Below are 18,027 nucleotides of genomic sequence, written 5' to 3'. Positions count from 1 at the left end.
TTCAGGAGATAGATTTAAAGACAGAACCATAACCCCCAGAGTTTCCATCATTATAGGAGAGCCCGGGCGCTTTCTGCTTAAATGGGAAATTTTCAACTGCTTGGTGCTTCGCTTGAATAAAAAGAGCGCACAGGAATTCCCTGCAATTCGCACTTGGCATAAAGAATCTGTTCATTTTGATTTTCCTTTCACCACCTTTTTAACTTGCACACATAAGAACCCCCGGGGCGATTAACCGTCCCGGGGGTATTATTATATCAGGCCTGTAAGAGACCTTTGTCACGAGTCTGTACAATTTTCTTTATGATGGATGTAATCATATTAGAAAGCCTGATATAAAGCTTATTGATTTACTTCATGTTACGTTTACTTTCTAACACGAAGAAAGATTGGATATAGTTCTGTACTTGTTGTCTTATTCTTCTTGTCATAAACAGTTACACGAATAGTTGTAGGTGCAAAGTTACCCTTTTCCGTAAGAACCTCTGTTTTTCCACTTTTCCAGCTCTTGTTATAATTTCCTGCTTCATTATCTTCAACTTTACTAAGCTTTATTGTCTTCTTATTCTTAACCTTCTTCCAGGTCATAGAAACAGAGCTTTCATCCACACCCTTAACAATATCATCTGTTCTGCCATTTCCGTTGAGGTCTATAGGCTTATTTCCATATGTTTGTGTTCCTGTAGGATTTGTAGTTTCAAGATTTCGTGTATCCAGAACAGGTGTTCCAATCTCAATCTTCTTAATCTTAAAATCCTTATTCGCAGTAATTACCAGCTTACCTTTTTTCTTAGTAGTATAAGCACTACGCTTAGTTACGCTATAGTAGTTTGTATAATCATCTCTTCCATCTCCATCTGTATCAGGTAAGATATTCTTTCCGCCGTATGTAATTGACTTAATAGCACGGCTATCATCTCTTGCAACAACCTTAATTGTCTTTTTAGCTATAGTAGCTCCATTAGCATCAACTGCGTTGTACTTAATCTTATAGGTTCCTGGTTTCTTTGCATAAAGTCTAATCGTATACTTTCCACTATTTTCTCCAAGTTTCTTAAGCCCATCTTCATCAGTTGATTTCCATTCATTATTTACATCCTTGTAGTAATATTTCCATGTTCCATTTTCTTTCTTCGCATATGCATATGAATCAGTTATCCATGCGTTGCTGCCTTTCGTTACCTCTTCAGTCTTCTCAACTCTTACCTTCAAAGCCTTCTTCTTATTACTCTTAAAACCAGTAAACTTTGCAACATCAATTGTTGTACTAAGTTTAATATCTGCGTAGTCGTTAGTTGAAATGTAATAAACCTTCTGGGTTTTAGCAAGCGCTGAAGCAATATCATCGCCAAACTCTAAGTCAGCCGACGATGTAAAGCTTTCTTTTGTATCTTCGTTTGTATAGGTTTTATTTCCAGTTGCGCCATCTTGATCCATATAGATTGCGGCGCTTGCACTAATTGGTGCAACCAATGTGATGGTAAGCGCAGCAGCAAGTGCCATCGCTCCAAATTGTTTTAATCCCTTCATAAGAGACCCTCCTTCATAAGTTTAAAATTTACGGTTTAACGTAACCGTTCCTTCGTGACAATTTCAATTCTATCACCCCCCCAAATTTGTCAAGTCGCTTAAACTGTGCTATTACGGCATTTAATAAAATTTATAGAATGTTTATAATTACGTTTATCTTGAAAATCCAGTAAGGACACAGTTTTTTCACAGTTTAATCTCAAATCATAATTATATTGCGATTTGCAATATTTAATATTTTCAATATTTTCATGACGTAATTTAGGCAGAGCCTGACAGCGATTGCTTGCGAAAAAATGCAGACAGACTGCATGCACCTGTATGGTTTTTATCTTATTTGGGAAATAAAGAAGTAATTTTCTATAAGATAAAAAAATCCCCCGGAATTCCGAGGGATTTAAATATCCTAAAAACTTCTCTTAAGAACCACTTACTTTCTCAATCTTTTCAATTTGGAAAGAGGGATCCGAAATGGGAGTTACTTTCTAATAACATGTATAGTCTCAAGACTCTGATTGATATCATCCTCAAAATCATCATCATCTGCTCTTGAATAGACCACAGTGAAAACCTTATTACTCGAAAGGATAATCACTGTCACCTGACGGATTGTCTGAGTATTTTCAAGGGTGTGTGCCGTATTTATAACATAACCGGGAAAACCGTCAAACTCTCTTTTCTCGAAGCCCCACATAGCAAGCTTTGGATCCACCCCATACAAAGCCTCGTAGCTGTTTCTCTGAAGTTCTTCAAACTTCTCAGCCGTAAGCTCATTATAGAGCATCTCATACTCACTTGCGTCAGCACTCTCCCCTGCTGCCTTCTGGGCATTGGTCAGCTCTTTTTCCTGAGGTATATTCGATACCTTGTAAGTAACATTAGCTGACTCCAAAGGATAAAACTCATTCACATAAACGCCCGGCGTATCAGATGGCTGAAAGCCGTCAGGCAGGATAAAGGTACAGCTTAGCGCTGCAGGAAGGCTCCTGATAGTGCTAACAGCATTTTCTGCATCTCCGTCACTTACACCGGTAGCACTTTCTCCCTCGGTTTCTCCTGTAGCATTGCTTTCCTCTCCGCTTACAATCTCATTCAGGGTGGCACTTGCTCCTGAAGATGCAAGAGAATCTATCCCTGTTCCAGCCAGGGCGATTATCACAATCCCACTAATTATGGATAACAGTCTTTTTACTCGCAATATACGCTCCTTATAGATGTCACTTCTTAGTTACTTCAAACACATCGAACCAATATCTCTCAAGAAGATAGCTACCCTTGTTTTCACTTGATAAGGGACGGGGTGATTCCTCCCACTCCTTTATAATATCTTCTCTTGAGTTAAAGCTTCCAAGGAACAGGACTCTGCTTCCGCTGTCCACAAGCTCCCAAACCTCCCAGGGCTCCGTTACGCTCAGTATCCCGGGGAATGTGTTTGCCAGAACTTCATCCGTCATGGCTCCGTAGAGATAAACCATTACCGGAGGCTCTTCTCCCTGCTCTCCCACTACATCTCTCATGCCGTTTGCATAGTACAGCGATATAGCGGATACCTGATCGAAGTTGCAGACCAGTATCGTCTTTTTACCGGTAGTTTCTGCATTTATTGAATTCCAGAACTTCTCCGTTTCTACCATATTAACACGTTTGTAGAGTTCATTTCCACGGAAAGCCCAATAATCCCTGATACAGAATACGATTACGAGTGAAGTGAGCAGTAACCCACCTGCAAAGAGAGCTTTCTCAAAGGGCTTAGCCTTTTTCTCTTCTGTTCCGGCATCTTTTCCAAAAACATTCAGAAGCCTTCCCGATGCTATAAGAACTCCAAGCCACAGCGCTGCCATTCCGGGGATCATGTATCTGTATGTGAACACGGGCCTTAGCAATATAGAAGCTGCAAAGCCGAAGGCAATAATTCCAATAACCGGCATAAAGCACAGCCACATATAGGCATCCCTGATGTTTATAACCACTGCGAATGCCACCAGAATAAATATTACTACAGCAAGGATTGTTGCCAGCTTTTCATTGAAAAATCCGGGCTTCATAAGGTACTTGATAATGCCGCCAAAGCTCCTAAGACTAAGGGGCTGTATCCAGTAATTTGAAGATACGGACTTTGCCTGTGACAACACGACGCCTATCCAGGGGAAATAAGCTACCGCTGTGAAATTGGCGCTTATCAAAAGTATCCCAAGCTGATAGATGTTTTTCCTTACAGACCATACTATAAGGAACAAATACACAAAAGCCACCGCAACAGCGGCATAGTACTGAGTATAGCAGGCGAGAAGTCCATATATGAAGACAGGGAAAGCCTTGCTCCATTTTAAGCCTCTTATCTGCTTATCCTTATCATTTTCAAGGAAAGGCTCTGCATGTATGCACATGGCTGTCACAAAAAGCATTACCCAGCTGTACATTCTGATCTCAACAGAGTAATCCGCCATCTGAGGCATAGCGATCATTGCGCAGCTAAACAGTCCGCCTATAAGTGTTCCGTACCTTTTCCTGATGATCGTCACCGCGTATATAAAGAGGATCACAAGCGGAATGACACTTGCCATCTTGGCGTATATGACAGGCATATTGCCCGCAAGAGTATCTGTCCCTATTGTAACACCAAGGGCACCTCCTATATAGCCAAATCCTCTTATCAGATAATGCACGATAACGTAATACAGCGGCGGGTGAACATCCGCCGCTGTTAACTTAACCATCTCAGATACGCTCTTTAAAGCAAACTGTATACTGTAGAGCTCGTCGTACCATATATCGGGGCTAAAACAAAGGTAAGTCGAAAATACCAGCATTCCGGCAGACACCAGATACAAAATTATTCCGATCACTCTTTGAGCAATGCCCCACTTATTATTTAAATTATTAAGGTTGTTCATCAAACCCTCATCCGTCAGCTTCGCTGACACCTTCCCCCTAAAGTAGGGGGAAGGCTAATATTTTTACTCTACAGAATCAATAAGCTCAAGTGTGTGCTCTGCATTCATCTTCTTGCACATCTCAACAAACTTATCAAGAGGTACATTCTGAATCTGCTTGTTAGAACCACGAACATTGATTGAAACAGTGTTCTCAGCTGCCTCCTTATCACCAAGAACGATGATATAAGGATCCTTGTAGTTCTTGAACTTCTTGATCTTCTCCTTCATGTTGTTGTCGGAGTAATCAGCCTCAACATCGATGCCGTTCTCGAAGAGAAGGTCAGCTACCTTCTTAGCATACTCGTTGTGCTCAACACGGATAGGAACGATACCTACCTGATAAGGGCTGAGCCAGAACGGGAACGCACCCTTGAAGTTCTCGATGATGATACCGATGAATCTCTCAAGTGAGCCATAGATAGCTCTGTGGATAACAACAGGCATCTCAAGGCTTCCGTCCTGAGCCTGATATGTAAGGCCAAAGTTGTGAGGAAGCTGGTAGTCAAGCTGTACTGTACCGCACTGCCACTCTCTTCCAAGTGCGTCCTTGATCTGAAGGTCGATCTTAGGACCATAGAAAGCGCCGTCGCCCTCGTTGATCTCATAGCCACCTTCGCCATATTTCTTATCAAGAATGCTCTTAATAGCAGCCTCTGCTCTGTTCCAAACCTCGATATCACCCATGAAATCATCGGGACGGGTTGAGAACTCAGCTCTGTATGTAACACCGAATGTCTTGTAGATCTCGTCTGCGATTGAGATGATATCTGCAATCTCATCCTGGATCTGTGACTCCATAACGAATGTATGGTCATCGTCCTGTCTGAACTCCTGAACACGGAAAAGACCGTTCATCTGTCCTGACTTCTCTTTTCTGTGAAGTACATCGTACTCACTGTAACGGATAGGAAGCTCTTTGTAAGAGTGAACTGTTCTCTTATAAGTCATCATAGCGTTAGGACAGTTCATAGGCTTAGCGCCCATTGTATCAAGGGCCTCTCTGTTGTAGATAACAGAGCCTCTCTCGATCTTAACAGGAGTCTTAGCTGCATCCTCATCCATGCTCTCTGCTACATCAGGAATAGTTGTGTCAGCCTGAACATGACCTGCGATTCCTGGTACGATGAACATGTTGTTGATGTAATGAGCCCAGTGTCCACTGATAAGCCACAGCTTCTTGTTATCGATAAGAGGAGCTGCGATCTCTGTATAACCATGTCTCTCCTGAATATCTCTTGAGAACTTAAGGAGCTTCTGGTACATTCTCCAGCCTCTGGGAAGCCAGTAAGGCATTCCGGGAGCTGTCTCGTCAAACATGAAAAGATCAAGCTGAGCACCGATCTTCTTGTGGTCGCGCTCTAAAGCTTCCTGGATCATCTTAAGGTGAGCCTTAAGCTCATCCTTTGTAGGGAATGCATAGAGATAAATTCTTGTCATGGAATCTCTCTTCTCATCGCCTCTCCAGTAAGCGCCTGATACAGCCTTTAATTTAAAGGAAACATTCATCAGCTCCTGAGAGTTTTCAACGTGAGGTCCACGGCAAAGATCGATGAAATCATCACCTGTGTTGTAGGTAGTGATGGTCTCTCCGTCAGGAAGATCATTGATAAGCTCTGTCTTAAACTTCTGATCCTTAAAGATTTCGAGAGCTTCTTCCTTGGAAACCTCTTTTCTTGTCCAATCCTCTCTTCTCTTGATGATCTCGCGCATCTTATCCTCGATGGTCTTGAAATCATCCTCTGTCACAGCCCCCGGCAAAACGAAGTCATAATAGCAACCGTCTGCCACCTGCGGACCAATTGCGTACTGTGTCTCCTTACCGTAAATCTCGATTACGGCTTTTGCAAGGATGTGTGCCAATGAATGGCGATACACTTCTTTAAATTCTTCTTTTGTCATGATTTTTCTCCTTTTCCGTGCCAACCGGGCACAGTCATAATTATTTATTGAAAAAAGCCCCGCACATATTATACAGGGCTGTTTTCTCTCTTAATAAGCTATCAGAACTTTCCTTTACCGTGGCACTTCTTGTACTTCTTACCACTTCCACACGGACAGGGATCGTTAGGATAAACCTTGTTCTCCTTGCGAACTGTCTGTGAAGCCTTCTGCTCCTTGTAAAGTTCCTTCTGCTTCTCCTCTGAGAAGATGTCGTTCCACTCCTCAAGACCATAAAGCCAGTCAGCACCTGCTGCTACCATGTTCTTGTAAAGAAGCTCCTTATCGAAGCCGAGCTGAACCTCTGTATCCTCTTCCATATCATCGATAGGGTTCTGCTCCTTAAGTGAATCATTGATTCCATCAAGGAATCCTGTCATTGTCATGATATCAACGCTATATTTTTCAGCCAGTTCCTTAACTGTGCCCTTAACTACTTCATCAGGATTCTTAAGAAGGATTGCGTAAATATCTTTTTCCTTCTGAAAATAATCTGTCCAAAGTTTCTGCAGCTGTGCCTTATCAGCTTTTTCTGAATAAGCCATACCGCGCCACTGTTCTAATAATGCCATAATGTAACCTCACTTTATATAGTATTTCAAATATACATGCCCCTGCATGCGATAATCCTATATATTATAGTCTTTTTCAGAAGTAATGTAAACGGCAGAATTCAGCTCAGGTTTTCTCATGCTGTGTAGCGCTTTGAAAGCTCCTCGATCACATGAGCTGTGCTCTTCTCAACGGTACCGTCTTCAAAAGGACTAAGGAGATTACCGATTTTCAGAAGCTCCAAATAGCCCTTGGTTCCACCTGCGCGGCAGAGACTGAGGTAATCATTCCATGCCTTCTGTCTGTCCTCCTTCATACGGCCATAGTACTGGAATGCACAGATCGCTGACATAGCATATTCAATATAGTAAAAAGGATAGAGGAAGATATGCTGTTTCTGCATCCAGAAGCCACCTGCCTCCAGGAATTCATTTCCATCATAATCGCGCCAGGGCATGTATTTCTGCTCAATCTCATGCCATGTTCTCTTCCAGTCAGCTGCTGTGTAGTCAGGATGTGCATAAACCTCATGCTGGAACTCATCAACACTCACCAGGTAAGGAATTACGGAAAGTGCACCCATAAGATGTGAGGTAATATATTTCTCAGTTTTATCGCCAAAGAACAGCTCCATCCAGGGGTATGCGAAGTGTTCCATGGACATGGAATGAATCTCGTTGATCTCAGCTGTTGAAGCGCGAAGTGCGTTCACATCAATTGATCTCATAGAAAGATATCCCTGGAATGCATGCCCTGCCTCGTGGGTAAGTACATCAACGTCTGCAGAGGTACCATTGAAATTACTGAAGATGAAGGGTGCCTTGAAAAGAGGCATAGCTGTCATGTAACCGCCCATGTGCTTGCCGGGTCTGGTCTCTAAGTCAAAGAGATCATACTCCTTCATGAAGTCAAAGAACTCACCTGTCTCGGCGCTCATCTCTCTGTACATCTTCTGTGCCTTGTCTATGAGCTCCTTTGCAGTTCCGATAGGTGCAGCATTTCCATCAGGGTAGTTCAGCTCCTCGTCATAGTAGTAAAGCTTATCCACACCGAGCTTTTCCTTCTGTACCTCGCGCAGCTTTGCAACAGCAGGTGTGATTATCGCCCTTACCTGCTCTCGGAATTTTGCCACATCCTCCTGCTTGTAATCAAAGCGGTTTCTATCGATATACGCCATATCGACGTAATTCTTGAAGCCCATTTTCAGAGCCATCTCATTACGGAGCTTTACAAGCTCTCCATACTGGGCCTCGAGCTCGGGACTGATCTTTTCATAAAGTGCTGCCCATGCCTCGAAGGCCTCCTTGCGCTCTGCGCGGTCTGTGCTCTGCATGTGCTTAAGGAGTCCGTAAAAATTGCACTCCTCTCCTCTAAAGTCAGTCACTGCCTCAGCAGCGGTCTTGCTGTATTCCTGCTTAAGCTGATCGCAGCGGATTGTCTCAGAAATGATTTTCTCATCGCTTGTCATCAAAGAAGCATCCAGTTTTCTTAAGAGCTGAGCACCAAATTCAGCCTCAAATTCAGGTCTGAACTGTGACTCTGTAAGAGCCTTCTCATAAGCGTTATACTGAGGAATCATCTTTGCATAATCTTCCTGTAGCAGTTTAACCTCTGCATCATAAAACTCATCCCTCATATTGATGGTATTGCGAACATAAGCCAGAGTAAACATTGACTCGACTTCCTGCTCATACTCCTGCAGTGAATAGTATGCGTCTCTGACTTCCTGATAACTCCTGGCATCACGGATTTTTGCAGTAGCATCTTCCAAAGCCTTTTTAAGCGCCTCCATATCCGGACGCTTGTATTCGATCTCACTAAATTTAACCATTTTCATACTGTCTCCTTTTATTTTTTTGCCTGATAAAAATGTCTTTTCATGGAACACAATTACATTTGTAAAAAGCTTTTAAAATCATACAATAATAACGCCAAAAATGCCATCAGCTTTCAAAATAATCACATCCAAGCTCCTCCATGGGAGTGTTTATATGATTATTAAAGTTTGACAAGCTGGTCATCCCGCCGCTTTTGACATTAACAAGATATAAGTCGTACCCGCCTTCTTTGCCGCTCTTAGTGCTGCTGATAATGATATATTTCGAAGAAACATAGCAGGCATCAGAGCAGTCGAAATGCCTGCTGTTGCACTTTAGGGATTTTGCTTTACCGGTTTTCAGATTGTATCTGATGATCTGGTCTACGCGATTTTTCTTACTGTAGCCTCTTGAAAAATAGAGATATTTCCCATTGCCACCGGTGATGGGATAATAGGATTGCACGCCGTCCTTACTGTAAAGCATGGAGATTTCCTTACTTTTGACATCGAGCGCTTTAATAGATGTCTTTCGGCCTTTGCCTTCTGTGTAATAAATCTTCTTTCCATTTTTGCTGTAATAAGGCATGGACTTTTCGGATGAGCCCTTGAGAATCACCTTCGTCTTCCCCGACCTGCAGCTATATCGAACAATTCGGGTTCCTTTTCCTGATGGATTACTCTGCTTGAAAATAATGTATTTCCCCTTTGAATCGTATTTTGGATCCTCGTCATCAAGGTCATTCCCCTCCGTAATATTGACCGGCTTATCAGCACCAAGCTCATATTGGAAAATATCCCACTCGCCGTCTCTATTTTGTCCCATGAAAACTAACGCCTTACCATCATTTCTAAAGCAGGCGTTCATGGGATTTACTATATCCTTCCAGTTTTCACTTAAGCATTTGAGGGTATCTGACTTAAAGTCATACAGGAAAATGCGGCTATCTCCTGCGTTGTAGTCAGAGTATGAATGGAACACTATCATTCCACCGGGCTTATATGCTGCAAGACCACTTATCGGACATAGCAGATTCAAAACCAAAATGCATGCCACAAAGAGTCCACATATACGATTCTTGTTTTCTTTTTTCTTCAAAATATAATCACAGATCATTTAATTCCTCAGCAGGTACAGGATTCGGATTTTTCTTAACATCTATGATCATACCATCCTTCATCACAATTGTGGTGTCCATCATTGTGAAATTGCCTACTATAACGTTTTATGGTATTATATTCCGTGAGTTTTAAACGGGGAGTTTTTTATGGCAGATCTAAATAAACCAAAAAAACACAGGCATAAACGCCATTACACAATCATGATCATATCCGGGGATTCAGACGGAAGCAGCGGCGGCTTTCATCTTGGGCACGTAGCTACTCAGGTGCTGGCGTTTTCCATCTTTGCAGTATTCGTAGCATTACTATGCTTTCAAATTCATTCAGCAATCACAGTTTCTTCATTAAAAAAATATTCTGCACAGCAGGATCAGTTGATCAGTGAAAAAACCGATGAGAACATTGCATTGGCAAAAGAAAATGCTGAGCTTAAGACTGAAGTAACAAACTTAAGCCAGGCTCTTAATAAAAAGGTAGAAGCCGAGCAGGTTACAGCTGCCGAGGCGGAACAGTTAAGTGTACCATCACTTCTTCCCATCTCGGGAACAGCTTCCATGGTGGCAAGCTATGACGATCCGAACTCCGGCGATATCGCGATTGAAGGCCTCATTGATGCTGACGGCAATGCCGTTAAACCTGAAGAAAACGAGGATGGCGAAGGCGATGAGAATACTGAGACACCCCCTGTTGACACATCAGCCTATAATCCCATTCTTATCCTCTCAGCTGAAGAGGGCTCAACCATTACATCCGCAGGATCAGGAACTGTTACTTCCGTAGCAGGCGATTTAAAATATGGCAATTCAGTAACAATCGATCACGGCAACGGCTATGTTTCAATTTACAGAAACGGCGGTGAAAGTCTTGTTCACGAAGGCGATACCGTAGTCAGAGGAGCAACCCTCTTTGTTGTGGGAAGTGATAATACAAAGTTGGGATTCCAGCTTCAAAAGGACGGAGTATTTATAAATCCTGAAGATCTTATTGAGATAAATGGATAATCGAAATCCATTATTATAGATAAAGGGATTTAAATATCCCTCTTTTAAGGAGGCTAACAATGGCACTATTTAACAACTCAAAGGCAGATGGTTCAATGGACGTAGCTGCAGAACCCATTACTTCATTTATTGCAGCCGGGGCCATTCTGGATGGACCCTTTAGCGCTAAGGAAAGCACACGTGTCGATGGCACCATTAACGGTAACGTATCTGTAAATGGTTCTCTCATCGTTGGTCAGGAAGGCAAGATTAACGGAGCTGTTTCAGCTACCAACCTCTTCCTCGCAGGAGAGATCAACGGAAACGTAACTGCGAGCACAGGAAAGGTCGAGATCAGCGACACCGGCAAGCTCATTGGTGACTTATCAGCCAAGACTCTGGTAATTGATGAAAACGCTGTTTTCCAAGGTCAATGCCAGATGACAGCAGAGAAAACTTCTGCTGAGACGGCAAAAGAGAGAGCTTCTGCAAACTAAATTAAAATAGGGCTGTCAGTAATGACGGTCCTATTTTTATATTCAGGTATTATATTTTTATAACTTCAATATATCTATTATAATTCCTTGCCATACTCCCAGTTAACAACATAAAACGTAGCAGTCACCTGCTACGCTTGCTTAAAACTCCAAACTTAAAATCCTCTTAGTTCTCTTCAGACTTCATCTTAGAAAATACAAGTGCATATCCGTCATCTCCGTAATTGAGAGATCTGTTAACTCGGCTTATTGTTGCTGTAGAAGCTCCAGTCTTCTCTGCTATCTCGAGATAGGTCTTATGCTTCCTGAGCATTGCTGCAACCTCAAATCTCTGTGACAGAGACATAAGTTCATTCACTGTGCAGAGATCCTCGAAAAAGCTATAACACTCTTCCTTATCGCTAAGTGACAGAATGGCCTCAAATAGATGATCCACCGCTTCTGTACGAATTTTTTTGTTCATGTTACCCTCCATGTTTTGAAAGAATAAATACGCCCCCAAGTTTTGCTTGAAATAAAATAAAACAAGACATAATATGTACTATATTTCGTCAATTTCACTTCATGCTTTCATATTTTAACACACTAAACAATTAAAGTAAAGGGATGCGGTAAAAGCTTAGATAAATTGTGATTTTTTTCGCGAATATTTTAATAATTCCTTTACTTTTAACACTCATTGTGATATCCTAATTATGTTGTTTTAATACAACATATCGTCAATTGATGTACTCGTTTGACGATAAGAACTATTTTTTATTTTTTAGTGGAGGTAAGCTATGAACAAGGGTACAGTTAAGTGGTTCAACAACCAGAAGGGTTACGGCTTCATTTCTGATGAGGCAGGCAATGATGTATTCGTACATTATTCAGGACTCAACATGGAGGGCTTCAAGTCTCTCGACGAAGGCGCTGCAGTTGATTACGATGTAATCCAGGGTGAAAAAGGACCTCAGGCCGTTAACGTTAACAAGCTTTGATTAACGGCAAACATTTAATCAAGAATACAATGTGCCTTATTCTTAATATATAGAATCAGCAAGTGTACAAATGATTAATCAACGAACCCATCCGGTAACGGATGGGTTTTTTGAGCGTCGCGCACTACTCCTCTTCTGTCCTACTATCTTTACTAAATTTTAATACTCTATTAATTGTTATTCCATATCCCTCAATGATATATTAAGATGTGTACAATCAAAAAACATATCCGTCACAGAGGAGGGATAACAAATGGGCAGACCTACCAGAAATATGTCTTTATTGTATTCGCTTTTAATCGCCATCGGCGGTGCTGTAATTCTTACAGGTTTAATTGTCGAACTTTTCACCATCAATAGCACTATTGCTACAACTAAAGAACAGACAACTCAGTATAGAGAAAGACTCCTTCAAGATATCAAGACTGAACTCAAGAATGAGACTCAGGAAGCCATGAGTGTATGCGCTATCATGAATTCCAGATACGAAGCAGGCCTTATGACAAAAGAAGAAGCCATGAAGGAAGCTGCTGACATCATAAGAGACCTGAAATATAACGATGGATCCGGCTATTTCTGGGTAGATACTTCTACAGGTATAAACGTAGTTCTTCTTGGCCGTGATACTGAGGGACAGTCCAGATGGGATTCAGTAGACCCCAATGGTACCAAGTTCATTCAGGAAATGATCAAAAATGGTATGCAGGACGGCGGTGGATATACAGAGCTTATGTTTGCAAAGCCAAATGAAACCGAGCCTCTTCCTAAGATCAACTACACAGCTTACTACCAGCCTTTTGACTGGGTTATGGGTACAGGCGTATGGGTAGATCATATTGATGCACTTGAAGCTGAGTATTCAGAGCATGCAGCAAAGGCACTTAACAACAGTATCCTTAAATCTATTATCGTACTTGTTGTAATGTGCGTTATCGGTCTTATCGTAGCATACTACATTGGTAAGAGAATCACAAAGCCCATTATCCTCATCGCAGAAGAAATGGGAAAGATGTCCAACAGCGATTTCAGCGACAACGAATCCATGCGCAAGATTCGTCCTCTTACAAAGAGCAAGAACGAGATTGGTCTTATTGCCGAAGCCCTTGATACCCTTCACCATAACATCCGTGAACTTATGGGTAAGATTTCAGATACAACCGCTTATGTTGCTTCCGCATCAGAAGAGCTTTCAGCAAGTGCTTCACAGTCAGCACAGGCAAGCGAAATGGTTGCAAACTCCTGTACAAACGTTGCTAATTCCTGCAGTGGTCAGATTACAGCAGTTTCAGGAGCAAGTGATGAGACTCAGGCATTTGTAAGCAACATGGAAGAATTCCAGCATGCAATCGTTGCTTCCAGTGACATGATCAACGCAACAAATGAAGCAGCAACCAAGGGTGCAGCTGACATGACACGCGCAACCACAATGATGGAAACCATCAAGGATTCCGTTGAAAATACAGCTACAATGGTTGAAGGTCTTGGCGACAAGCTTAAGAATATTGATTCCTTCGTTGATACTATCGCAGAAATCGCAAGCCAGACCAACCTCCTCTCACTGAATGCATCAATCGAGGCTGCAAGGGCCGGTGAAATGGGTAAAGGCTTCGCCGTAGTTGCAAGTGAGATCAGTAAGCTGGCAGATCAGTCCAACGAAGCTGCAAACAATATCACCGTTCTTATTGAAGACATTACAAAAAGTTCCGAAGAAGCCGTTGAGTCCATGCGTGAAGGTGCTCAGAGCGTTATTGAAGGCTCCCAGGTTGTTAATGAAGCCGGTAACACCTTCAATGAAATCGTCAGCAAGGTTCATTCCGTATCCGAGCAGAGTGCCCGCATGAGCGAGATCGTAGATCAGCTCTCCGGTGGAACTACTACTATTGCTAACAACATCCAGAAGATTGAAGAAATGAGTGTCAGCGTAGCTGATGAGACCCAGAACGTATCCGCTGCATCCGAGCAGCAGACCGCATCAACCCACGAGGTTGCAGAGGCCTCCGACAGACTTGCACAGAACGCTCAGGAGCTTCAGGATTTCGTTGCAAGATTCTCACTTTAAACCAGATGTGCAAAACAGCCAGAGCATCGCTCTGGCTGTTTTTTACTGCAACAAAAAGGACCGTCATAGGTGACAGTCCTTCTGATTATTATAGATTTTTTCCATTTGTAGACAAAATCTGCTGTTTTCTATTTCTGACCACGTTGATACCCCTAGCCATATTAACAATCTGTCCACCTGATACATCATCAAGCTCATCATCATTTAAAGCAAGTCCATCAAGTTTCTCTTTTGCTTTTAATTCATCAAGATTAGCATCATCGTTTAATTTATTAGTACCCATATAATTGCCTCCTTTATAAAAAACACTGGATGTTTTTATTTACCTCTATATACCTATATACGAATTATAAAGGTAAAAGGCGACATTATAAATTAAATAAATATAAAAAAAGAATAGCCCTTTTATTCTGTATTTCTCAGATAAAAATCACTCATGAACGCGGCAGTACTCAGCTATCTCATCAATTGACATGGCACCTCCGAATATTTCCAGAGCGCTGCCAACTGTCACATCAAGTCTGCCGTCAGCGCATTCTCTAATGAGCTTTAGATCATCAAAGCTGTGAACTCCGCCGGCATAGGTGATAGGAAGCTTTGCCCAGCTACCAAGAAGGGTTGCAAGCTCTGCTTCAATTCCCGATTGCTTACCCTCTACGTCCACCGCATGAACAAGAAATTCATCGCAGTATGAGGATAATTCATCAAGAGTATCCGTATTCACCTCCACATCAGTCATCTTCTGCCATCTGTCGGTAACGATGTAATATTTGTCTGCATCATGGCTTAAGGCACCTTCGCCTGCTACAACTACGCCCTTCCTACAGGACAGATCAAGAACCAGGTGTTCCTTACCAACTTCGTTAAGGAGCTTTTGAAGATTGTCATAATTCACCCTGCCATCCTTAAATACATAGCTTGTTACGACGACATGGGATGCACCGGCGTCAAGGAATTTCCAGGCATTTTCAGCTGTGATTCCGCCTCCTACCTGAAGGAATCCCGGAGTCTCTCTAAGTGCGGACAGAGCCTGGTTAACCGATGCCTCATAATAAGGGCTGTCAGCAGCATTAAGGACTATGATATGCCCTCCGTGAAGGCCCTTTTCCTTATACATGCGTGCAAAAAAAGCAGCGTCCTGAGTAGACACGAAGTTCTCCGTTGCGGAGTCCCCCATGTCTCTAAGGCTACTGCCAACTATCTGTTTAACCTGTCCGTTGTGAATGTCTATACAGGGTCTAAGTCTCATATTCCCTCATCCGTCAGCTTCGCTGACACCCTCTCCCAAAGGGAGAAGGCAGTTTTTTATCATTCTATTACACTGCTCATATCATAAAGGCCCGCGTCTTTCCCTGCAAGGAACTTAGCTGCTTCGATGGCTCCCTTTGCAAAAACGGATCTGGAATATGCTCTGTGTGAAAGAGTTATAACCTCATCTGTTCCGGCAAAAATAACGTCGTGGTCACCAACAATTGTGCCACCGCGAACTGCGGAGATACCTATCTCCTTCTTGGGACGCTTCTCACGTCTTGTGCTTCTGTCGTATACGTACTCACACTTTTCTGAAAGAGAATCATTTACGCTGTCAGCAAGAGCAAGCGCTGTTCCGCTGGGAGCATCAAGCTTCTGATTGTGGTGCTTCTCAACGATCTCGATATCAAAGCCTGCAGCATCGAGTACAGGTGATATCTCCTTAAGCACCTTCATAAGCATGTTGATACCTACTGACATGTTGGCGGATTTAAGAACTGCCACCTTCTCAGAAGTGCTCTTAACCTTAGCAAGCTGCTCATCTGAAAGACCTGTTGTGCAAAGAACTACCGGGAGATTCTTTGAAGCGCATACTTCAAGAAGGTTATCTACAGCTGATGCATTGGAAAAATCAATTACAACATCAGCAGCTACGTCACATTTCTCAATAGAATCGAAAACAGGGAAGCTGTAGGTGTTATCACCGTAAGCATCAACTCCTGCTACGATCTCGATCTTGTCATCACCGGATGCAAGGTCTACAATTACGTGTCCCATACGGCCATTGCAGCCGTGCATAATAGCTTTAATCATACCAAGTCCTCTCCCCTCATCCGTCAGCTTCTCTGACACCTTCTCCCAAAGGGAGAAGGCTTAAATTACCCAAGCCTTCCGAATAAGGATCATTTATATTTTACTTTCCAAGAAATTTCTTTAGCTCTTTCTCGAGTACCACTCTGTTAGCCTCAGTCATTGTTGTAAGAGGAAGACGAAGCGGGCCTGCCTTAAAGCCAATCATCTCCAGAGCTGCCTTAACAGGGATAGGATTAACCTCTGAGAAAAGTGCATCGATAAGAGGAAGTGCTTTGAGCTGGATAGCTGCTGCCCCTGTGAAGTCTCCGTCAAGAGCCTTCTGGCACATCTCATGAGTTTCCTTAGGTGCTACGTTTGAAAGAACTGAGATAACACCGATTCCGCCAAGTGACATGATCGGAACTACAAGTCCGTCCTCACCTGAGTATAGGTCGATGGCACCGTCAGCGAGCTGCATCATCTTAGCTGTCTGAGCAAGGTTACCTGCAGCATCCTTGATACCAACGATATTGTCAACTTCCTTGCAAAGCTTGGCTGCTGTAGCAGGCTGGATATTGCAGCCTGTGCGGCTGGGAACATTATAAAGAATGATCGGAACATCCACTGCCTTGGCAATAGCTGTGAAGTGCTGAACAAGTCCGTCCTGAGTAGCTTTGTTATAGTAAGGAGTAACTGAAAGAATTCCATCAGCACCAGCCTTAGCTGCATCGACAGAAAGGTCAATTGCTGTCTTGGTGCAGTTAGAACCTGCACCTGCAATTACAGGTACTCTCTTATTTACATATTCAATACAGAATCTTGAAACCTCCATGTGCTCCTCTTCTGACATGGTAGCACTCTCACCGGTGGTTCCGCATACAATAATGGCATCTGTTCCATTGTCGATCTGGAAATCAATCAGTCTCTTGAACTCCTCATAATTAACTGATCCATCTTCATTAAATGGTGTCGCAATGGCAACACCTGCTCCCTTAAAAACTGCCATAAAACTGTCTCCTTTTTTGTTTTATACCCCACAAAACTAAAGCTAACTCATCGCACGGAGAGTTAGCTTTAAAAATCATCATTGATCAAATTAGCCCGATAGCTCCCCATCTTACGATGACAGTCATACAGCTCTTAACTGTATGCCCAGGTACAAGCCCTACAGGAAAGCTCATCCTTCGGCGTATTGTCCTTTCCAAACTCCTCACCTGCGCCTGTCGCATCAGAATCCGTACTGATAAAATACGCAACCTCTATCTTAATATAAATCTTGAAAGAATCATAGCACTGTCACACTACAGTGTCAACGTGTTAAAAATAACATTCATAAATCCCGTCTATGACAGGCTGACTTATTCACTAATGATAACTTATAGAGCTTACCTCATTCCCTCCCAAAATCTGTCATGCTCTGTAAATTTAACCGTATCCTGTTCGGAAATCTCAGCCTTCGGCTTCTTCTCCTTGGTTCCGGTCTGTTCCATCTGCAGCTCGTCCTCTGAAGGGGATTTGTACACGTCAGTGTGCTCCCCGAAAATCTTATCTATAATAGCCATGTCAATTACCTC

The 18,027-nt window shown here is 42.6% G+C and carries 17 protein-coding genes and 1 riboswitch; of the genes, 4 read left to right on the top strand and 13 right to left on the bottom strand.

Features of this window, described 5'->3' with window-relative positions:
- Nucleotides 1-366 precede the first annotated feature (366 nt).
- The 7 genes from G587_RS0117515 to G587_RS0117485 form a co-directional block, all read right to left on the bottom strand.
- The gene (locus G587_RS0117515) at nt 367-1,530 is read right to left on the bottom strand and encodes a hypothetical protein (RefSeq protein WP_026493296.1); all 1,164 of its coding nucleotides are present in this window, start codon (nt 1,528-1,530) and stop codon (nt 367-369) included.
- A gap of 478 nt (nt 1,531-2,008) precedes the next feature.
- Nucleotides 2,009-2,728: a hypothetical protein gene (locus G587_RS0117510; protein WP_155829605.1), complete on the bottom strand. Its 720-nt coding sequence runs from the start codon at nt 2,726-2,728 to the stop codon at nt 2,009-2,011.
- Between the two features lie 19 nt (nt 2,729-2,747).
- Nucleotides 2,748-4,424: a glycosyltransferase family 39 protein gene (locus tag G587_RS0117505; RefSeq protein ID WP_026493294.1), complete on the bottom strand. Its 1,677-nt coding sequence runs from the start codon at nt 4,422-4,424 to the stop codon at nt 2,748-2,750.
- A 63-nt stretch (nt 4,425-4,487) separates the two neighbouring features.
- Entirely contained in the window at nt 4,488-6,365 is a 1,878-nt protein-coding gene (locus G587_RS0117500) for a threonine--tRNA ligase (RefSeq protein ID WP_026493293.1), read from the bottom strand.
- A 101-nt stretch (nt 6,366-6,466) separates the two neighbouring features.
- On the bottom strand, nt 6,467-6,976 hold the full coding sequence (locus G587_RS0117495; protein WP_026493292.1) for an SEC-C metal-binding domain-containing protein: 510 nt from the start codon (nt 6,974-6,976) through the stop codon (nt 6,467-6,469).
- A gap of 116 nt (nt 6,977-7,092) precedes the next feature.
- On the bottom strand, nt 7,093-8,793 hold the full coding sequence (locus G587_RS23410; protein ID WP_026666112.1) for a M3 family oligoendopeptidase: 1,701 nt from the start codon (nt 8,791-8,793) through the stop codon (nt 7,093-7,095).
- A gap of 106 nt (nt 8,794-8,899) precedes the next feature.
- The gene (locus G587_RS0117485) at nt 8,900-9,889 is read right to left on the bottom strand and encodes a PD40 domain-containing protein (RefSeq protein WP_026493291.1); all 990 of its coding nucleotides are present in this window, start codon (nt 9,887-9,889) and stop codon (nt 8,900-8,902) included.
- 151 nt (nt 9,890-10,040) lie between these two features.
- Here G587_RS0117485 and G587_RS0117475 point away from each other — a divergent pair, with 151 nt between their 5' ends.
- On the top strand, nt 10,041-10,895 hold the full coding sequence (locus tag G587_RS0117475) for a murein hydrolase activator EnvC family protein (RefSeq protein ID WP_026493290.1): 855 nt from the start codon (nt 10,041-10,043) through the stop codon (nt 10,893-10,895).
- Nucleotides 10,896-10,954: 59 nt separating this feature from the next.
- Nucleotides 10,955-11,371: a bactofilin family protein gene (locus G587_RS23405; protein WP_051201125.1), complete on the top strand. Its 417-nt coding sequence runs from the start codon at nt 10,955-10,957 to the stop codon at nt 11,369-11,371.
- Between the two features lie 166 nt (nt 11,372-11,537).
- Here G587_RS23405 and G587_RS0117465 read toward each other — a convergent pair whose 3' ends face one another.
- Complete coding sequence (locus G587_RS0117465) at nt 11,538-11,834, bottom strand: YerC/YecD family TrpR-related protein (RefSeq protein WP_026493289.1); 297 nt, start codon at nt 11,832-11,834, stop codon at nt 11,538-11,540.
- Nucleotides 11,835-12,150: 316 nt separating this feature from the next.
- Here G587_RS0117465 and G587_RS0117460 point away from each other — a divergent pair, with 316 nt between their 5' ends.
- Entirely contained in the window at nt 12,151-12,351 is a 201-nt protein-coding gene (locus tag G587_RS0117460; RefSeq protein WP_022761586.1) for a cold-shock protein, read from the top strand.
- A gap of 253 nt (nt 12,352-12,604) precedes the next feature.
- Entirely contained in the window at nt 12,605-14,410 is a 1,806-nt protein-coding gene (locus tag G587_RS0117455; RefSeq protein ID WP_081673605.1) for a methyl-accepting chemotaxis protein, read from the top strand.
- Between the two features lie 88 nt (nt 14,411-14,498).
- Here G587_RS0117455 and G587_RS0117450 read toward each other — a convergent pair whose 3' ends face one another.
- The 5 genes from G587_RS0117450 to G587_RS25645 form a co-directional block, all read right to left on the bottom strand.
- A complete protein-coding gene (locus G587_RS0117450; protein ID WP_026493287.1) occupies nt 14,499-14,693 on the bottom strand; it encodes a hypothetical protein in 195 nt (64 codons plus the stop codon).
- 147 nt (nt 14,694-14,840) lie between these two features.
- Nucleotides 14,841-15,659, bottom strand: a complete 819-nt coding sequence (gene hisA, locus G587_RS0117445; protein WP_026493286.1) for a phosphoribosylformimino-5-aminoimidazole carboxamide ribotide isomerase — start codon at nt 15,657-15,659, stop codon at nt 14,841-14,843.
- Nucleotides 15,660-15,718: 59 nt separating this feature from the next.
- Nucleotides 15,719-16,474: a 4-hydroxy-tetrahydrodipicolinate reductase gene (gene dapB, locus G587_RS0117440; RefSeq protein ID WP_026493285.1), complete on the bottom strand. Its 756-nt coding sequence runs from the start codon at nt 16,472-16,474 to the stop codon at nt 15,719-15,721.
- Between the two features lie 100 nt (nt 16,475-16,574).
- A complete protein-coding gene (gene dapA, locus G587_RS0117435; protein ID WP_026493284.1) occupies nt 16,575-17,459 on the bottom strand; it encodes a 4-hydroxy-tetrahydrodipicolinate synthase in 885 nt (294 codons plus the stop codon).
- Between the two features lie 91 nt (nt 17,460-17,550).
- Nucleotides 17,551-17,723, bottom strand: a riboswitch (Lysine riboswitch).
- Between the two features lie 115 nt (nt 17,724-17,838).
- The gene (locus G587_RS25645) at nt 17,839-18,015 is read right to left on the bottom strand and encodes a hypothetical protein (RefSeq protein ID WP_155829604.1); all 177 of its coding nucleotides are present in this window, start codon (nt 18,013-18,015) and stop codon (nt 17,839-17,841) included.
- Nucleotides 18,016-18,027: the final 12 nt, after the last annotated feature.

Origin of the sequence: Butyrivibrio sp. XPD2002 (genome assembly GCF_000423945.1) — a bacterium.
Taxonomy (GTDB): Bacteria; Bacillota; Clostridia; order Lachnospirales; family Lachnospiraceae; genus Butyrivibrio.
This window is presented reverse-complemented; position numbering and strand designations above follow the sequence as displayed.